We start from the raw sequence: 18089 nt of genomic DNA on the forward strand, positions 1-18089 counted from the left end.
ATCGCGTTCGTTCTTGAGAAATGCGGGCTGGCCACCCCGAACGGCCAAATGGGGATCAGGGATATGAGCAAGCTGCACAGTGCCAAGGCCGCCATTGCCTCAAGCAAGGGCACCCGTCGTCGTCTGAAGCGATCGACGCTGCTGCTTTCCGCAGGCCTCGCGGCGATCATGCTCGCCAACCCCGCCCGCGCCCAGCTCGCCTCGACCGCGCTGCCGACCGGCGGTGACGTGGTCGCCGGCTCGGCGACGATCGGTACCCCCACCCCCACCAGCATGACGATCAACCAGGGTACCGATCGTGCGGTGATCAACTGGAACAGCTTCGACATCGGATCGGGCGCGAGCGTCACCTTCGTCCAGCCGTCCACCACTTCGATCGCGGTCAACCGCGTGGTCAGCGGCGCCGCGCCGTCGGAGATCGCCGGCCAGCTCAATGCGAACGGGCGGATCGCGATCCTCAATCCGAACGGCGTGCTGTTCTCCGGCACCGCCAACGTCAATGTCGGCAGCCTCATCGCCTCGACCGGCGACATTGACCAGGCGGCCTTCACCGCCGGCGGCAATATGGAGATTACCGGCGCCACCACCGGCTCGATCGTCGTCAACGGCAACATCAACATCAGCGCCGGCAGCCTGGGCCTTGCCGCCTTCGTCGCGCCGACGGTGCGAAACAGCGGCGTGATCACCGCGCGTGCGGGCCGCGTCCAGCTGGGCGGCGGCACTGCCTTCACGCTCGATCTGGCCGGTGACGGCCTGCTCAGCATCGGCGTGCCGGCGAGCAGCGCGCTGGTCGAGAACAATGGCCAGATCTTCGCCGAAGGCGGCCGCATCCAGATGTCGGCAAAGAGCGCCGGCGCCGCGGTCGACAACCTGATCAACACCGGCACGCTCAGCGTCGATTCCGTCACGATCGACAACGGCACCATCGTGCTCGAGGCGGTGGGCGGCAGTGCGAACCTGCGCGGCACCGTGGCTGCGAACGATCGCGCCAGCGTCAGCCGAAATATCCTGATCAGTTCGGATCAGGGCGTGAACATCTCGGGTAACCTCAGCGGTGCCTCGGGCACGGTCAACATCACTGCGCCGCACATCTACGGCACCGGCAAGATCAGCACGGCCACCGCGCTGAAGCTCAACCTCTCGAACAACGGCAGCGACACGCGCGGCCAGGGCAATTTCATCAACGACGCCCTGGGCGTGATCGGCACGACCGCTTTCGGCACCACGATCAGCCTCGGCGCGGGCACCTACGGCTCGGGCGTGCGCATCGACGCCGATAACGTGACGATCGACGGAATGGGTGTCGCGAAGATTGGCTGGACCAGCGGAATCGAGAACGCGATCGACATCTGGGGTGACTGGGTGAGGATCCAGAACCTCGAAATCTCGGGCCCGGCGACCAGCGCCTATACCAGCTTCAACTGGGGCAGCACCTATTCGCGCGGCATCTTCGTCAATCGCTATGCCGACAACGTCCAGCTGCTGAACAACAACATCCACGACATCCGCACCGGCATCATCGTCGACGGGCGGAACGTGAACACCTATCTGCTCGACAACAGGATCGACAACACCAAGTCGGCCATCTCGGTCCAGTATACCGACGGCTCGAACGTCACCATGACGGGCAACACCCAGGGCCAGTACGGCAATGAGTGGGGCATCAACCTCTACCTGAACGGCATCCTGCAGGGCGACGGCGTCACGATCCTGACTTCGGCGGGTTCGCTCGGCGCCAACACGCCGCTCGCCGAGCAGCAGCGCCTGCTCGCGCTGCGCGCCGCCAATGGCGGCATGGAAGTGCAGAACCAAGGCTGGTCGGCGTCGAACCGCACCGCCGCCTATGTCTCGACCGCGGGCAGCGACAGCAACCAGGGCAGCCCGCTCGGTACGCTCGCCAGCGTCCAGGCCGGCGTCAACGCCGTGGTCACCGGCGGCACCGTCCATGTCGCGGACGGCACCTACAACCTCTCCAACACGCTGTTCATCCAGAAGAGCCTGACGCTGCTCGGCGCTAGCGAGGCCGGCACGATCTTCAATGCCTCGGGCCTGGGCGTCTACGGCATGCGCGTCCATGCCGACAATGTGACGCTGGGCGACTTCACCCTGCTCGCCCCCAGCGCCGTCTCCACCTCGACCTATGGCCTCAAGGTCGAGGTCGGCGCGGGCGACGCCAACGGCAATGCGCGCATCGACGATTTCGCGATCCGCAACGTCACGATCAGCGGCTCGCGCAAGACCGGGCTCGACCTGAATTCGGTGATCGGCGCGACGATCGACAACGTCAACGTCACCGGTGCGCTCGCCGGCAACGGCATCGCGATCACCGACAGCGCCAATGTGCTGGTGAAGAACAGCAGCACCTCGGGCAATGCCTGGGGCGGCCTGGCGCTCTACCAGGCGAACGGCGCGACCGGCAGCAACCAGCAGCTCACCGGCATCACGATCGAGGGCAACAACGCCTTCTCGGAATCGAACGGCCTGTATCTGCAGGACAGCTCGGCGATCAACGATCCGGGCACGCTGAACATCGCCGGCTATGACCATATCGTCCGCAACACCGCCTTCCGCGCGGACGGCAGCCAGTTCACCTTCTTCCGCACCAGCCTGAGCGACGCGACCGGCTATGCCCTGTCGCTCGGCACGCCGACCAGCAGCTCGATCGAAGGCTGGAACGGCAGCGCCGGCACAAACGCCTTCACCGTGGTCTCCGGCCTCGGCATCGGCGCCGCGGTGCGCGATGCCCGCGCCAATGCGACGATCAATGTCGGTGCCGGCACCTATGTCGAGAACGTCCTGATCAACAAGTCGGGCATCAGCCTGACCGGCGCGGGCCGCGACCTGACGACGATCACCGGCATCTCCGGCGTCGGCGCGCTCGGCACGGTGACGCTGGCCGCGGGCTCAAGCAATACCACGCTCAGCGGCTTCACGATCAACGGCATCGAGAACGGCAATCCGGGCAGCGAAACCGCCGCGGTCTATCTCCAGCAGACCAACACCGGCTCGCGGATCACCAATAACCGCATCCTTGCCGCGGGCGATCTCGGCCTGGTCTCCGAATGGGGCTACGCGATCACCGGGCTGGTCGTCGACGGCAACATCATCGGCGGCAAGACCTATGTCGGCGCCGCGCCGGCGACCGGCGACCAGTTCACCGTGCCCAACGTCTCGCGCCAGCTCGTCGCGCTCGGCGGCGGCGGCGTGGGCGGCGGGATCAGCTTCACCAACAATGTGGTGAACGGCGATTCCGGCCTCAACACCGGCGTGACCATCGACTCCGCCGGCTCGACCATCACCGGCAACAGCTTCGCCACTACCACTGGCGGCTTCGGCGCGATGCTGCGCGTGCGCGGCGCGGGTGCGACGATCGTCGGCAACGCCTTCGACATGGCCGGCGTCGCCTACACCGCCAATGGTCTCTATGTCAGCGACGCGGCAATGGGCACCGCCAGCTTCGCCGACCTGCTCGCCGCCAACACGCTGATCGGCGCCGGCGCATGGTCGAACAGCTCGGCGACCGGCTATCACAGCTTCAGCCGCAACATTCAGGCCGCAGTCAACGAGGCCGCACCGGGCGCGGTCGTCACCATCCGTCCCGGCGACTATCTCGAGGGCGTGAGCGGCGTCGGCTATTATGGCGATGCCGGCGGCCAGAGCTTCGGCTTGTACCTCTACAAGGACAACATCACCCTGCGCGGCGTCGATGCCGCCGGCAATGCGATCACCGATGCGGACGATGTCGCCGCCTTCGTCACGTCGCGCTACCAGGCGGGCTTCGGCGCGCAGCACTTCATCTCGGGCAACGGCGTCACCATCGAGGGCCTGGGCTTCAAGCCCGCCGCGGCAGGCGACAACAAGACCGTCGAGGTGATCGGCAACGCCTTCACCCTGCGCAACTCGGTGATCGACAACCGCGGCAACCAGACCGCCGCCAACCTCTATATCGACGACTTCAACGATCCCTCGCGCACCCGGCTCGAGAGCTTCACGATCACCGGCAACAAGTTCTACGGCGGCACCTATGCCAGCGCGATGGTCGTCGTCGCCGGCGGCGCGGGCCGCACCACCGACGCCTCGAACCGGATCTTCGCGAACAACAGCCTGACCAGCAGCCTCACCGGCATGCGCGGTTTCCAGATCCAGGGCTATATGCCCAACACGCCGTGGCAGCAGCTCTATGCCGGTGCGGTGACGGTGACCGGCAACAGCTTCGACGTCGACATCCCCGTCCGCACCGTCGGCCTGCTGAGCAGCACCTTCGCCTGGGACGACGTGTTCCGCAACAACGGCAACAGCTTCCTGCGCGGCGGCGTGCTCGCCTATGAGGGCAGCTCGACCAATGCCCGCGCCACGATCACGGCGGGCGGCGATCCCGACATCCGCATCACCAGCACGATCGACGCGTCGATCGCCCGCGCCCAGAACGGCGACACGGTGCGGATCCTCGACGGCACCTATGTGCTCGGCTCGCAGCTCAAGATCGATCGCAGCATCGCGCTGGTCGGCCAGTCGCAGGCCGGCACGATCCTCGACGGCCGCACCGTCGACGATGGCGGCGGTCTCGGCACGATCGGCGTCTACGCCGACGACACCACGCTCAGCAATTTCACCCTGCTCGGCAGCCAGCTCTCGGGCGGCAATTACGGCATCAAGGTCCAGCCCAACCCGATCAACTACGCGCCGTCGCAGCGCATCAGCAACGTCACGATCAGCGACGTGACGGTGAAGGGCTCGCGCCGTGCCGAGCTCGACATCAACGGCGCCGTGGGCGTCACCGTCACCAACTTCACCGCCGACGGCCAGAACACCGAAGGCGCCGGCGTCCAGATCACCGACAGCGCGAACGTCACGCTGACCGGCGTCCATACGCTCGGCAACAACTGGGGCGGCGTCGCGCTCTACCAGACCAACCGCGCCGGCGGCTATGACGGCCAGACCACCAACATCAACATCGACGCTTCCGCGAACAACTTCGAGGAATTCAACGGGCTGTTCGCGCAGCTGGAATCGACCAGCCAAGGCTTCGGCCAGCTCAACCTCACCGGCTATGGCTATGCGGTCCGCAACACCGCCCACCGCGCCAATGGCGGGCAGTTCACCTATTTCCGCACCACGCTCCAGGATGCGACGACGTTCGGGCTCAGCCTCGGCTTCGGCTACAGCACCTCGCTCGAGAACTATACCGGCACCGGCTTCAGCAACATCTTCACCGTCGTACCCGGGCTGACGATCAGCGCGGCGGCACGCGACGTGCGCATCGGCGGCACGATCAATGTCGCCGCCGGCACCTATGGCGCGAACACCACGATCAGCACCAACGGCGTGTCGCTGATCGGCGCCGCCGGCGCGAAGATCGACGCCCGCTCCAACGGCAGCAACGGCATCGTGATCGATGCCGACGGCGTCACCGTCTCGGGCTTCGAGATCTTCGGCCCGGCCGACCAGAGCTATGTCACCTATGCCTGGCCGACGACCACTCGCGGCATCGTGATCGCCAATGGCGCGGACAACGTCACCGTCACCGGCAACAACATCCACGACGTCCGCAACGGCATCCTGATCGATGGCCGCAACGCGAATGCGTCGCTGACCAGCAACCTGATCGACAACACCAAGTCGGCCATCTCGGTCCAGTATACCGACGGCTCGAACCTCAACATCGCCGGCAACAGCGAAGGTGCATTCGGCAACGAATGGGGCATCATCGCCTATCTGAACGGCGTCTGGAACGGCACCTCGACGGACGCGTCGAACGGCGCCCTGGGCCCGAACACTCCGCTCGCGGAACAGGCCCGCCTGCTAGCCTTGTCCGTCGCGAATGGCGGCATGGCCGTCTACAACCAGGGCTACAGCGCCGCGAACCGCACCCGCGCCTATGTCGACACCACCGGCGTGGCCGGCGCGCAGGGCAGCCAGCGCACCCTGCTCGACCTGCAGGGCGGCCTGGACGCGGTCGTCGCGGGCGGCACCGTCCATATCGCGGGCGGCACCTATAACGAGAGCGTCACGCTCGACGCACTGCGCGTGCTCGACATCGCCGGCCCGATCACGGTCAACGACCTGAGCTTCGGCGCGGGCGCGGCCGGCACCAATATCGGCACCGACGTGACCGCCACCGGCACACTCAGCTTCGCGGTCGGCCCGGTCCTGACCGGCGACACCAGCCTCGTCGCCGACAGCATCTCGATCGGCGCGATCACCTCCACTTATGGCCTGACGCTGGACGCCACCAGCTCGGTCTCGATCGGCCAGGCGAACCTCGCCAGCCTGGTCGCCACCGGCAACAGCATCCTCACCGCCGGCGTCACCACCAGCGGTGCGCAGAGCTATACCGGCAATACTGCGCTGAGCGGCACCTACAACGCCGCCAGCTTCGCCGTGAACGGCGCGACCACGCTGAATGGCAGCACCACCGTGACCACCAGCGGCGGCAATGCGACACTGGGCGCGATCGGTGGCACGGGCGCGCTGAGCGTCAATGCCGGTGCGGGCAATGTCTCGCTCGGCGCCGTGACCGGCCTCGCCTCGCTTTCCGCCACCGGTACGTCGATCGCCACCGCCGGCGCCACCACCAATGGCGCGCAGAGCTATACCGGCGCGACGACACTGAACGGCACCTACCGCGCGAGCGGAGCCTTCACCGTCAACGGCGCGACGACGCTTGCGGGCGCCACCCAGGTCAACACGAGCAACGGCGCCGCCAATATCGTGCTGGGCACGGTCACCGGAGCGAATGATCTCACGCTCGCCTCGGGGAGCGGCAATATCACGATCGGCCTCGCCACCGGCCTCGCCAGCCTGTCGGCCTATGGCAGCAGCATCGCGACCGTTGGCGCCTCGACCAGTGGTGCGCAGCTCTATAGCGGCAGCCTGATCTCGGCGGGGGGCAGCTTCACCGCGGGCAACAGCCTGACCTTCGGCGGCACCACCCAGCTGACCGCCGATCTCACCGTCAACGGCAATGTCAGCGATACCGGCTTCAACGTGGGCTTCGGCGCGATCACCGGCAACGGCTACCCCCTGATCGCGAACGCCCATGGCGGCCGGCTGAGCTTCCTCGGCGTGTCGAACGTCGGCACGCTCACCGGCACCGGTGGAACGATCTACACCTCGGGCGTCACCAGCAATGGTGCGCAGACCTATAATGGCGGCGGGGTGTTCTCCGGCACCTACACGACCAATGGCGGTGCCTTCACCCTCAACGGCTCGTCCACGCTCGCCGGCACCTACATCACCAATGGTGGCGCCTTTACCGTCACCGGCACTTCGATGCTCGGCTCGGCCATGTCGGTCACCACTACGGGCGGCAATATCAGCTTCGGCAATTTCGCCAGCTTCGGCTTCTCCAGCGCCTTCACCGTGAATGCAGGTACGGGCAATGTGACGCTTGGCAACGCCACCGGCATCAGTAGCTTCACCGCCACCGGCGCGACCATCACCACCGTGGGCGTCACCAGCACCGGCGCGCAGACCTATAACGGCGCAACCAGCCTCAACGGCACCTATAGTGCCGGCGGCAATTTCACGGTCAACGGCACGGCCAGCGTTTCGGGAGCCACGAACGTGGCCACGAACGGGGGCAATGCCAGCTTCGGCGCGGTCAGCGGTGGCAACGCCCTGGCAGTGAATGCCGGCACCGGCACGGTCTCGTTCGGCGGCGCGGTGAACGGCCTGACAAGCCTCTCTGCGATCGGTTCGAGCATCTCGACCGCGGGCGTCGCCACCAGCGGCAACCAGAGCTATGCGGGCGCGACCGCGCTCGGCGGCAACTACAGCACCAATGGCGGCAGCCTGACCGTGCAGGGCGCCTCGACGCTCACCGGCGCGACCAGCATCGTCACCGGCGGTGGCGCGGCAACGCTCGGCACGGTCACCGGCAACAGCAACGCCCTCACCGTCAATGGCGGAACCGGCGGTGTGACGCTGGGCGCTGTCTCGGGCGTCGCCTCGCTCACCGCGACCGGTGCGACCATCGCCACCTCCGGCGTCGCCAGCAGCGGCGCCCAGAGCTACAACGGCGCGACCTCGCTTGCCGGCAACTATTCGACCAACAATGCGGGCTTCACCGTCAACGGCGCGGCGACGCTCGCCGGGGCGACCGCAGTCAGCACCCTTGGCGGCAATATCGGCTTCGGCACGATCTCCGGCGCGGGCAACGCGCTGACCACCACCGCCGGCTTCGGCAGCATCACCCTGGGCACCGCGACGGGCCTCGGCTCGCTGGCTGCCAGCGGCGCCAGCATCGCGACGGCGGGCGTCGGCAGCACCGGCGCCCAGAGCTATACCGGCACCGCCCGGCTCAACGGCAGCTACAATGCCGGCGGCACCTTCACCGTCACCGGCACGACCATGCTGGCCGGGGATAGCAGCGTCACCACTTCGGGCGGCAATGCGACCTTCGGCGTCGTCAACGGCGCGCGGGCGCTTACGGTCAACACCGGCACCGGCAACGTCACGCTGGGCGCGGTGAACGGTCTCACCGCGCTATCCGTGACCGGGCGCGGCATCCTCACCAATGGCGCCAACACCACGGGCACGCAGAGCTATACCGGCGCGACGCTCCTGCGCGGCAACTACAACACCAATGGCGGCGCCTTCAGCGTCACCGGCACCTCGACCGTCGCCGCCGGCGGCGGCGCCAATGTCGCGACGCAGGGCGGCGATATCAGCCTCCGCACCGTCATCGGTCCGAACGGCAGCCTGCTCGCCAATGCCGGCACCGGCAATGTGACGCTCGGCCCGGTCAACGGGATCGCAGCGCTCACCGTCACCGGGACGAGGATCACCACCGCCGGCGCATCGACCACGGCGGATCAGATCTATATCGGCCAGCAGACCATCATGAACGGCGCCTATACCGGCATCGGCGTCACGGTGCTCGGCGACACGATCCTGAGCGGCTCGACTGCGATCACCGTCGCGGATGGCGCGGTTGCGCTGGGTTCGGTCATCGGCAATGGCGGCACCGGCTTCTCCGTCAATGCGGGCAGCGACGGCACCGTCCTGGTCCGCTCGGTGACCGGCGTGACCGATCTCTCGCTCACCGGCCGGGTCGTGAACAATTACGGCGCGGTGACCAGCGGATCGCAGAGCTACAATGGCAGCATCAGCCTGGCCGGGGAGCACACCGCGGGCGGTGACATCACCGTCAACGGCGCCGCCGACCTAGCCGAGGACACCAGCGTTCTGGCCGGCGGCAATGTCAACTTCGGCACGATCACCGGTGCCCAGGCGCTCGCGATCGAGGCGGCGGGCAACCTCACGCTCGGTGCGGTCAACGGCCTTACTTCACTTTCGGCGACCGGCGCTTCGATCACCACTGCCGGCGCCTCGACCAGTGGCGCGCAGAGCTATACCGGCTCGACCACGCTGAACGGCGTCTATGACGCCGCCAGCTTCAGCGCCGGCGCCACCACGCTCGGCGGCACCACGACGGTCACGGCCGGCGGCAGCGCCGCGTTCGGCACCGTGACGGGCGGCGGCAATGCGCTGACCGTAACCGCCGGGAGCATCTCGCTCGGCGCCGCTTCGGATCTGGCCTCGCTCACCGCCACTGGCGCCACGATCACCACCTCGGGTGTCGCCAGCACCGGCGCGCAGCTCTACAATGGCGCGACCAGCCTCAACGGCGCGTACAGCACCGCTGGCGGCGACTTCACCGTCACCGGCGCGGCGACCACGGTGAACGCCGTGACGGTCTCGACCACGGGCGGCAATGCCAGCCTCGGCACGGTCGGCGGCGTTGGCGACCTGACCATCGGCGCCGGCACCGGTAACGTCACGCTCGGTGCGGTCGGCGGCATCGCCTCGCTGTCGGTCACCGGCGCGAACATCGCCACGGCCGGCGCCACCACCGTCGGCGCGCAGAGCTATACCGGCGCGACCAGCCTGAGCGGCAACTATGCCACGGCGGGCAGCTTCACCGTAAACGGCGCGGCGACGCTCGCAGGGACCACGGCGATCACTACCGGGGGCGGCAACGCCGTGCTGGGCACGATCGCCGGCCCGAACGCTCTTGCCGTCGATGCTGGTACCGGCACCGTGACCCTCGGCACCGTTTCGGGCCTGGCCTCGCTCACCGCCACCGGCGCCGCGATCATCACCGCCGGCGTCTCGACCAGCGGCGCCCAGAACTACACCGGTGCGACCGTGCTGAACGGGGGTTACACGGCCGGCAGCTTCGTCGTGAACGGCAGCGCCACGCCGGCCGGCGCGACTTCGGTGGTGACCAGCGGCGGTAGTGTCAGCCTCGGCGCAGTCGGCGGCAACGCAAGCTTGGGCGTCAACAGCGGTACGGGATCCGTTTCGCTCGGAGCGGTGTCGGTGGCCAGCCTTTCGGTGACCGGCGCAAACATCGCTACGCTCGGCGTCTCGACCAGTGGGGCCCAGAGCTACACCGGCGCGACCAGCCTGAACGGCGCCTACACCACCGGCGGCGGCGCCTTCACCATCAGCGGCGCCACCAGCCTGGCCGGCAATACCAGCGTGACCAGCGGCAACGGCGCGATCTCGCTCGGCGCGGTCGATGCCGCGGTGGCCGGCAGCCAGAGCCTGGCGCTCAATGCGGGCACCGGATCGGTGGCGCTGGGCGACAGCGGCGCGGTCCGCCGCCTCGGGGCGACTTCGGTCAATGCCGGCACGACGGTGCTGAACGGCGCGACCTATGCGGCCAACAGCCTGGGCTTCACCGGCGGCGCGGGCGCAACGGTGCGGCTGACCCAGGGCAGCACGGTGTTCAACACCAGCCTGCCCGGCGGCGCAGGCGGCGCGATCTCGATCGTCCCGGCCCTGGTCGGCACCACCAACGCGCAGCAGAACGTCACCTTCACCGCCGGCAACGGCCTGACGGCGAACAGCGGCGACGTGAGCCTGGGCAATGCCGGTACGGATTCGATCCGCCTCGGCGCGCTGAGCGTTACCGGCCGCAACTTCTCGGCTGCGACGGTCAAGCTCGCGGGCAACTACACGTCGGTACTGAGCGGCTCGCAGCTGTTCACCGCCGACACGCTCGACACGCTGGGCAACGTCAACGCCCAGGTGGCAGGCAATGAGAGCGGCTCGATCCGCGCCGGCGGTTCGGTGACGATCGTCGCGGGCGGCTCGGGCAGCGGCTCGCTCATCGCCGGCGGCCCGGTCAATCTCGGCTATGGCGGCAACGTCAGCCGCACGATCAACGCGCAGGGCAATGTCGCAGTGAACAGCGGCGGCGCGATCACCGGCCCGATCGTCTCGGCCGGCTCGGTGAGCCTGACCACCACCAGCGGCGCGGTCACCTCGGCGGTGACCGGCGGCAGCACCGTCTCGATCCTCTCGCAGATCGGTACGATCGGCGCGACCGTGACCGCCGCCGGCGGCGTCACCGTCCAGACCAACGGCAACCTCACCGGCAGCTATACCAGCCCATCGACGATCACCCTCACCTCGATCCGCCCGATCAGCGTGGTGGTGAACGGCAATGTCGTCACGATCACCGCGCCCAGCGGCACGGTCACCGGCGTGTTCAGCGAGATCCACACCAACAACACCGGCACGCTGATCGTGAACGACCAGCCGATCATCGGCAGCGGCACCACCGAGGCCCGCCAGATCATCATCGATCGGTTCGTGGTTCCCGCGGGCGGCACCGTCGCCGCCAATGGCGAGATCCAGCTGCCGGTCGGCCTGGCGCTCGGCCTGATCGCGCCGGCGGGCAACGGCCAGGACGGCCAGCGCCCGGCAGTGGTGGTCAACAACGTCGCCCGCCTCGGCGAGCTGCTGCGGATCGGCTACACCGCGATCATCATCCAGCTCGACGACAGCAATGTCGATCTGGAAGAGGAACTGGCTGGCCAGTAATCCGGGCGAAGACCGCGAGCGAAGGGGGCCGGGGAAATCCGGGCCCCTTCACGGCGCCGGCTTGCCACCCTTGTCCGCGCGCTTCCGGCAGGCACGCGGGCTTTTGCCGCGGCCCGGTCCGTCATCGCGGCCTTGCGCCTGTCGTCCACGATACCGGCAACGTCTCCTCCGACAGGCCAGCTCGGCATGGGCCTATCCCCGGCAATGAAGCCAAGCTTTGCGAGGATCGTTGTTCGCGCTAGAACCCGCAAGGTCGGGCACGCACCAGCGTTACGAGGAGCAGATGCCGCTATGCACGGACCAGCTGATTTCGAACTTTCCCGGCGCGGCGTCTTGATCGGCGGCGCGGCCTCGGTGGCGGCCACCGCCGCGGCGCCCTCCGCCGAAGCACAGGCCGCAGCTTCTGCCGGCGCCGGCACCCCGGTGATGGCCAGCGTCACGCTCAAGGTGAACGGCAAGGCGCATGCGCTGGAGCTCGACACCCGCACGACGCTGCTCGATGCGCTGCGCGAGCATCTGCTGCTCGGCGGCACCAAGAAGGGCTGCGACCACGGCCAGTGCGGCGCCTGCACGGTGATCGTCGACGGGCGGCGGATCAACAGCTGCCTCAGCCTCGCAGTGATGCACGAAGGCGATGCGATCACCACGGTCGAGGGGCTGGGCACGCCCGAGAAGCTCCACCCGATGCAGGCCGCCTTCGTCAAGCATGACGGCTATCAGTGCGGCTATTGCACCCCCGGCCAGATCTGCTCGGCGGTGGCGGTGCTCGACGAGATCCGCGCCGGCATCCCCAGCCACGTCACCGGCGACATCGCGGGCAAGCCGGCGATGAGTGCCGACGAGATCCGCGAGCGGATGAGCGGCAATATCTGCCGCTGCGGCGCCTATTCCAACATCGTCGAGGCGATCAGCGAAGTCGCCGCACGGAGGAAGGCATGAAGGCGTTCAGCTATGAGCGGGCGCACAGCCCCGCCGAGGCCGCCGCGATCGTCGGCCGCACCCAGGGCGCCCGCTTCATCGCCGGCGGCACCAACCTGCTCGACCTGATGAAGCTGCAGATCGAGACGCCGACGCACCTGGTCGACGTCAACCATCTCGGGCTCGATCGGATCGAGGCGACGCCGGAAGGCGGGCTGCGCATCGGCGCGCTGGTCCGCAACACCGATCTCGCCGCCGACAAGCGCGTGCGCAAGGATTATGCCCTGCTCTCCCGCGCGCTCGTCGCGGGAGCATCGGGCCAGCTGCGCAACAAGGCGACGACCGCGGGCAATCTGCTCCAGCGCACCCGCTGCCCCTATTTCTACGACACCAACCAGCCCTGCAACAAGCGCAAGCCCGGCAGCGGCTGTGCCGCGATCGGCGGGGTCAACCGCGGCATGGCGGTGATCGGCGCGAGCGAGGCGTGCATCGCCACCCACCCCAGCGACATGGCGATCGCGATGCGCGCGCTCGACGCGGTAGTGGAAACGGTGCGCGCGGACGGCGCAACCCGCTCGATCCCGATCGCCGAGTTCCACACGCTCCCCGGCGACACGCCCAATGTCGAGAACAGCCTCGCCGCCGGCGAGCTGATCACCGCGGTGACGCTGCCCAGGCCGGTCGGCGGCACGCATATCTACCACAAGGTGCGCGACCGTGCTTCCTACGCCTTCGCGCTCGTCTCGGTAGGCGCGATCCTGCAGAAGGACGGCTCCGGCCGTGTCGCGTTCGGCGGGGTGGCGCACAAGCCCTGGCGGGTAGAGGCAGCCGAGGCGGCACTGGCGCAGGGGGCGAAAGCCGCTGCGGCCATCGCCTTTGCCGGGGCAAAGCCCACCGAGCAGAACAAGTTCAAGCTGGTGCTGGCCGAGCGCACGCTCGCCGCCGCCATTGCCGAAGCGAGGGCCTGAGCCATGAAGTTCACCACGCCCGCCGGCACCAATCCGATCGATCAGGGCAAGATCGTCGGCAAGCCCACGCCCCGTATCGAAGGGCCGCTCAAGACCACCGGCACCGCCCGCTATGCCTATGAGCATCGCGACATCGTGACCAATCCTGCCTATGGCTATGTCGTCGGCTCGGCGATCGCCAAGGGCCGCATCACGGGCATCGACCTGCGCGACGCCAAGGCCGCGCCCGGCGTGCTGGCGATCGTCACCGCCGACAATGCCGGCAAGCTGGGCAAGGGCAGCTTCAACACCGCCAATCTGCTCGGCGGGCCGGATATCGAGCATTATCACCAGGCCGTCGCGCTGGTCGTCGCCGAAACCTTCGAGCAGGCACGTGCCGCGGCGGCCCTGGTCCGGGTCGACTATGCCCGAGAAAAGGCCGCCTATGACCTCGCCGCCTCGGTGGACAGCGCGGTCAAGGCGGGCGGCAACAACGCCAAGGTCGGCGATTTCGACGGCGCCTTCGCCGCGTCGCCGGTTCAGTTCGACCAGAAATACACCACGCCCGATCACGCCCATGCGATGATGGAGCCCCACGCCTCGATCGCCGCCTGGAATGGCGACAAGCTCCAGCTCTGGACGTCCAACCAGATGATCGCCTGGGGCCAGGGCGATGTCGCCAAGACGCTCGGCATCCCCAAGGAGAATGTCCGGCTGATCTCGCCGTTCATCGGCGGCGGCTTCGGCGGCAAGCTGTTCGTCCGCGCCGATGCGATCCTGGCGGCGCTGGGCGCCAAGGCCGTGGGCCGCGCGGTCAAGGTCGCCCTGCCCCGCCCGCTGATGTTCAACAACACCACCCACCGCCCGGCGACAATCCAGCGCATCCGTATCGGCACCGGCCAGGACGGCAGGATCAGCGCCATCGCGCATGAGGAATGGTGCGGCGACCTGCCCGGCGGCGGCGGCGAGAATTCGGTCGCCCAGACCCGCCTGCTCTATGCCGGCGCCAATCGCCTGATCGGCCAGAAGCTCGCAGTGCTCAACCTGCCCGAGGCGAATGCGATGCGCGCGCCGGGAGAGGCACCTGGCATGATGGCGCTCGAAATCGCGATGGACGAGATGGCCGAGAAGCTCGGCCTCGATCCGATCGAGTTCCGCGCGCTGAACGATACCCAGGTCGATCCCGAGAAGCCCGAGCGTCCCTTCTCGCAGCGCCGGCTGATCGAGTGCATGCGCACCGGCGCGGACAGGTTCGGCTGGGCAGAGCGCAATGCCAGGCCGGGCCAGGTGCGCGACGGACGCTGGCTGGTCGGCATCGGCATGGCGGCCGCCTTCCGCAACAACATCAACATGAAGTCCGCCGCGCGCGTGCGGCTCGGCGCCAATGGCGTGGTCACGGTCGAGACCGACATGACCGATATCGGCACCGGCACCTACACGATCGTCGCCCAGACCGCCGCGGAGATGATGGGCGTGCCGCTCGACAAGGTGGTGGTGAAGCTCGGCGATTCCAGCTTCCCGATATCGGCGGGCTCCGGCGGCCAATGGGGTGCGAACAGCGCCACCGCCGGCGTCTATGCCGCCTGCGTCAAGCTGCGTGAGGCGGTGGCGCAGAAGCTCGGCTTCAACTCGGACGACGCAGTGTTCGCCGGCGGCAAGGTCCGCGCGGGCAAGCGCAGCGTGCCGCTTGCCGATGCGGCGAAGACGGGCGAGATCGTCGCCGAGGACGTGATGGAATATGGCGACCTGGGTCGCAAGTTCCAGCAATCGACCTTCGGTGCGCATTTCGTCGAGGTCGGCGTCGATGCCGCCACCGCCGAGATCCGCATCCGCCGCATGCTCGCGGTGTGCGCCGCCGGCCGTATCCTCAATCCGGTCTCGGCGCGCAGCCAGGTGATCGGGGCGATGACCATGGGCGCCGGCGCGGCGCTGATGGAGGAGCTTGCGGTCGACAAGCGCTTCGGCTTCTTCGTCAACCACGACCTGGCGGGGTACGAGGTGCCGGTGCACGCCGACATCCCCCACCAGGAAGTGATCTTCCTCGACGAGACCGATCCCACCACCTCGCCGATGAAGGCCAAGGGCGTGGGCGAGCTCGGCATCTGCGGGGTCGGCGCGGCGGTGGCCAATGCCATCTACAACGCCACCGGCGTGCGCGTGCGCGACTATCCGGTCACGCTCGACAAGCTGCTCGAAGGGATGCCGGAATACGCCTGAGGCAGAAAGGGCCGACATAGCCGCCGACCCTTCCCTGCAAAGGTTCAGAGCCGGACGCCAAGCCCCAGGCCGAACACCAGCGGGTTGACCTTCACCCGCGTCCGCTGCGTGCCGATCGCCGTCGTGTCGAGCCGCACATCGGTGCGCATGTCGATGTACTTCACATCGAGATTGAGGAAGACCTTGCGGGTCAGGTCGACGTCCATGCCCGCCTGTGCCGCCCAGCCGAAACTGTCCGACATGCGCACCCTGGTCTTGCCGACCGCGCCCTGCAGCCCGGCCGATGCCTTCTCGTCCCAGAACACGGTGTAGTTCACGCCCGCGCCGAGATAGGGCCGCACCTTGCCGCGCGAATTGAAGTGATATTGCGCGGTCAGCGTCGGCGGCAGCACCCAGGTCGAGCCGAGCTTGCCGATCGATCCGGTGGTGCCGGTGACGCCCGAGAAGTCGTGCTTCGTGGTCGAGGCGATCAGCTCGAAGCCGATAGCGTCGGTGACCATGTAGGTCGCGTCGATCTCGGGCATGAAGGCATTGTCGAGCTTCACCTTTTCGCCCGGGAAAGTCGGCTTGATCCCGTTCGACTTCTCGTTCGGCGCCACCAGGATCGTGCGCAGCCGGACGAGCACGTCACCCGCCCTGATGCCGGTCTCGTCGTTCGTCTGGGCGCTGGCGGGAATGGCGACCATCAGGCCGGCGGCGGCCAGGGCGATCAGGGTCTTCATGAATACCTCCTGTGTTGTCGCGCCAGGAGATGCGCGCCGGCCCGGCCCGCCGCATTGCAGCAACGCAAACCGCGATTTGATCGGTATCAAAGCCCCCGGGCCGCCGGGCTCGCAGGGAAATGCCATGTGGAATTATCACCCTGAGCTGCTCGCCACGCCGGTGCCCCGCTACACGAGCTTCCCAACCGCGGCGGAGTTCGGCGACGATGTCGGCCCCGCCGACATGGAGCATGCACTCGCACGGGTGCGGGAGGACGAGCCGGTCTCGCTCTATCTCCATATCCCCTATTGCCACGAGATCTGCTGGTATTGCGGCTGCAACACCGGCGCGGCCAACCGCACCGCCCGCGTCGCCGCCTATGTCCAGCGGCTGGGGGAGGAGATGGACCTGATCGCGGCGAAGCTGGACGGGCGCGGCCGAATCGCCCGCATCGCCTGGGGCGGCGGCAGTCCCAATGCGCTCGCTCCTGCGCAGTTCAGTGCGCTGACGCGGCGCCTGCACGACGCCTTTGCCTGCACCGGCGCTACCGTCTCGGTCGAGCTCGATCCGCGCGGCTTCGGCTGGGAATGGGCCGAGACCTTCGCCCGCAACAAGGTCACCCGCGCCAGCCTGGGCGTCCAGACCTTCGCCCCGCACATCCAGCGCGCGATCGGCCGCATCCAGCCGACCGAGGAGATCGCCTGCACCGCCGGCCGGCTGCGGGTAGCCGGCGTGGAGTCGATCAATTTCGACCTGATGTACGGCCTGCCCGGCCAGTTCTCGGAGGACCTCGACGAGACGCTGGAGATCGCCCTGTCGATGCATCCGGAGCGGCTCGCGGTGTTCGGCTATGCCCATGTCCCGCACCTGCTCCCACGCCAGCGCCGGATCGACGCGACCCGCCTCCCCGGCGCCGCGGCGCGCTTCGCCATGGCTCAGCAGGCGCATCGCAAGCTCACCGGCGCCGGCTATGACGCGGTCGGCTTCGATCATTTCGCCGTGCCGCACGACGCGATCGCCCGTGCCACGCGCGCCAGGACGCTGCGCCGCAACTTCCAGGGGTTCACCGAGGACCAGTCCGAGGTCCTGATCGGCCTGGGGGCCTCCTCGATCAGCGCCTTTCCAGGCGCGCTGCTCCAGAACGAGAAGAATGCCGGCCGCTATCACCTGCGCATCGCCAATGGCCAGCTGGCCACCGCGCGCGGCATCCGGCGCAGCGCCGGCGACCGCCGCCGCGGGGCGATCATCGAGGCGCTGCTCTGTCGCGGCGAGGCCGAATGCACGGGTGTGCCCGAACTGGTCGATATCCGCGCCCGCCTGATGCCGTTCGAAGCGCATGGCCTGATCGCCTGGGCCGGCACCCGGCTGCTGCTCGGCAAGGCCGCTCTGCCCTATGCCCGCACGATCGCGGCGACCTTCGATCCCTGGCGCGCGGCGAGCGCAACGCGCTTCAGCAGCGCCGTTTAG

General features: G+C 68.2%; 6 protein-coding genes. 5 read left to right on the plus strand and 1 reads right to left on the minus strand.

The window, feature by feature from the left end; translation table 11 throughout:
* Positions 1-63: 63 nt before the first annotated feature.
* The 4 genes from GGR46_RS08875 to paoC all read left to right on the plus strand — a co-directional run bounded on the left by GGR46_RS08875 (position 64) and on the right by paoC (position 15920).
* Complete coding sequence (locus GGR46_RS08875) at positions 64-11838, plus strand: beta strand repeat-containing protein (protein ID WP_183996511.1); 11775 nt, start codon at positions 64-66, stop codon at positions 11836-11838.
* Positions 11839-12129: 291 nt separating this feature from the next.
* On the plus strand, positions 12130-12777 hold the full coding sequence (paoA, locus tag GGR46_RS08880) for an aldehyde dehydrogenase iron-sulfur subunit PaoA (protein WP_183996513.1): 648 nt from the start codon (positions 12130-12132) through the stop codon (positions 12775-12777).
* Positions 12774-13724 (plus strand): FAD binding domain-containing protein, encoded by a 951-nt coding sequence (locus tag GGR46_RS08885; protein ID WP_183996515.1) that lies wholly within the window; start codon positions 12774-12776, stop codon positions 13722-13724. Before paoA ends, GGR46_RS08885 begins: the two co-directional genes overlap by 4 nt.
* A gap of 3 nt (positions 13725-13727) precedes the next feature.
* Positions 13728-15920 (plus strand): aldehyde oxidoreductase molybdenum-binding subunit PaoC, encoded by a 2193-nt coding sequence (gene paoC, locus GGR46_RS08890; protein ID WP_183996517.1) that lies wholly within the window; start codon positions 13728-13730, stop codon positions 15918-15920.
* A 44-nt stretch (positions 15921-15964) separates the two neighbouring features.
* On the opposite strand, the gene GGR46_RS08895 is transcribed toward paoC, so the two are convergent.
* Positions 15965-16642, minus strand: a complete 678-nt coding sequence (locus GGR46_RS08895; RefSeq protein ID WP_183996519.1) for an OmpW/AlkL family protein — start codon at positions 16640-16642, stop codon at positions 15965-15967.
* Between the two features lie 124 nt (positions 16643-16766).
* Between GGR46_RS08895 and hemN the strand changes: the two genes are divergently transcribed.
* On the plus strand, positions 16767-18089 hold the full coding sequence (hemN, locus tag GGR46_RS08900; RefSeq protein ID WP_183996521.1) for an oxygen-independent coproporphyrinogen III oxidase: 1323 nt from the start codon (positions 16767-16769) through the stop codon (positions 18087-18089).

The organism is Sphingomonas kyeonggiensis, from assembly GCF_014196745.1.
Lineage (GTDB): Bacteria > Pseudomonadota > Alphaproteobacteria > Sphingomonadales > Sphingomonadaceae > Sphingomonas > Sphingomonas kyeonggiensis.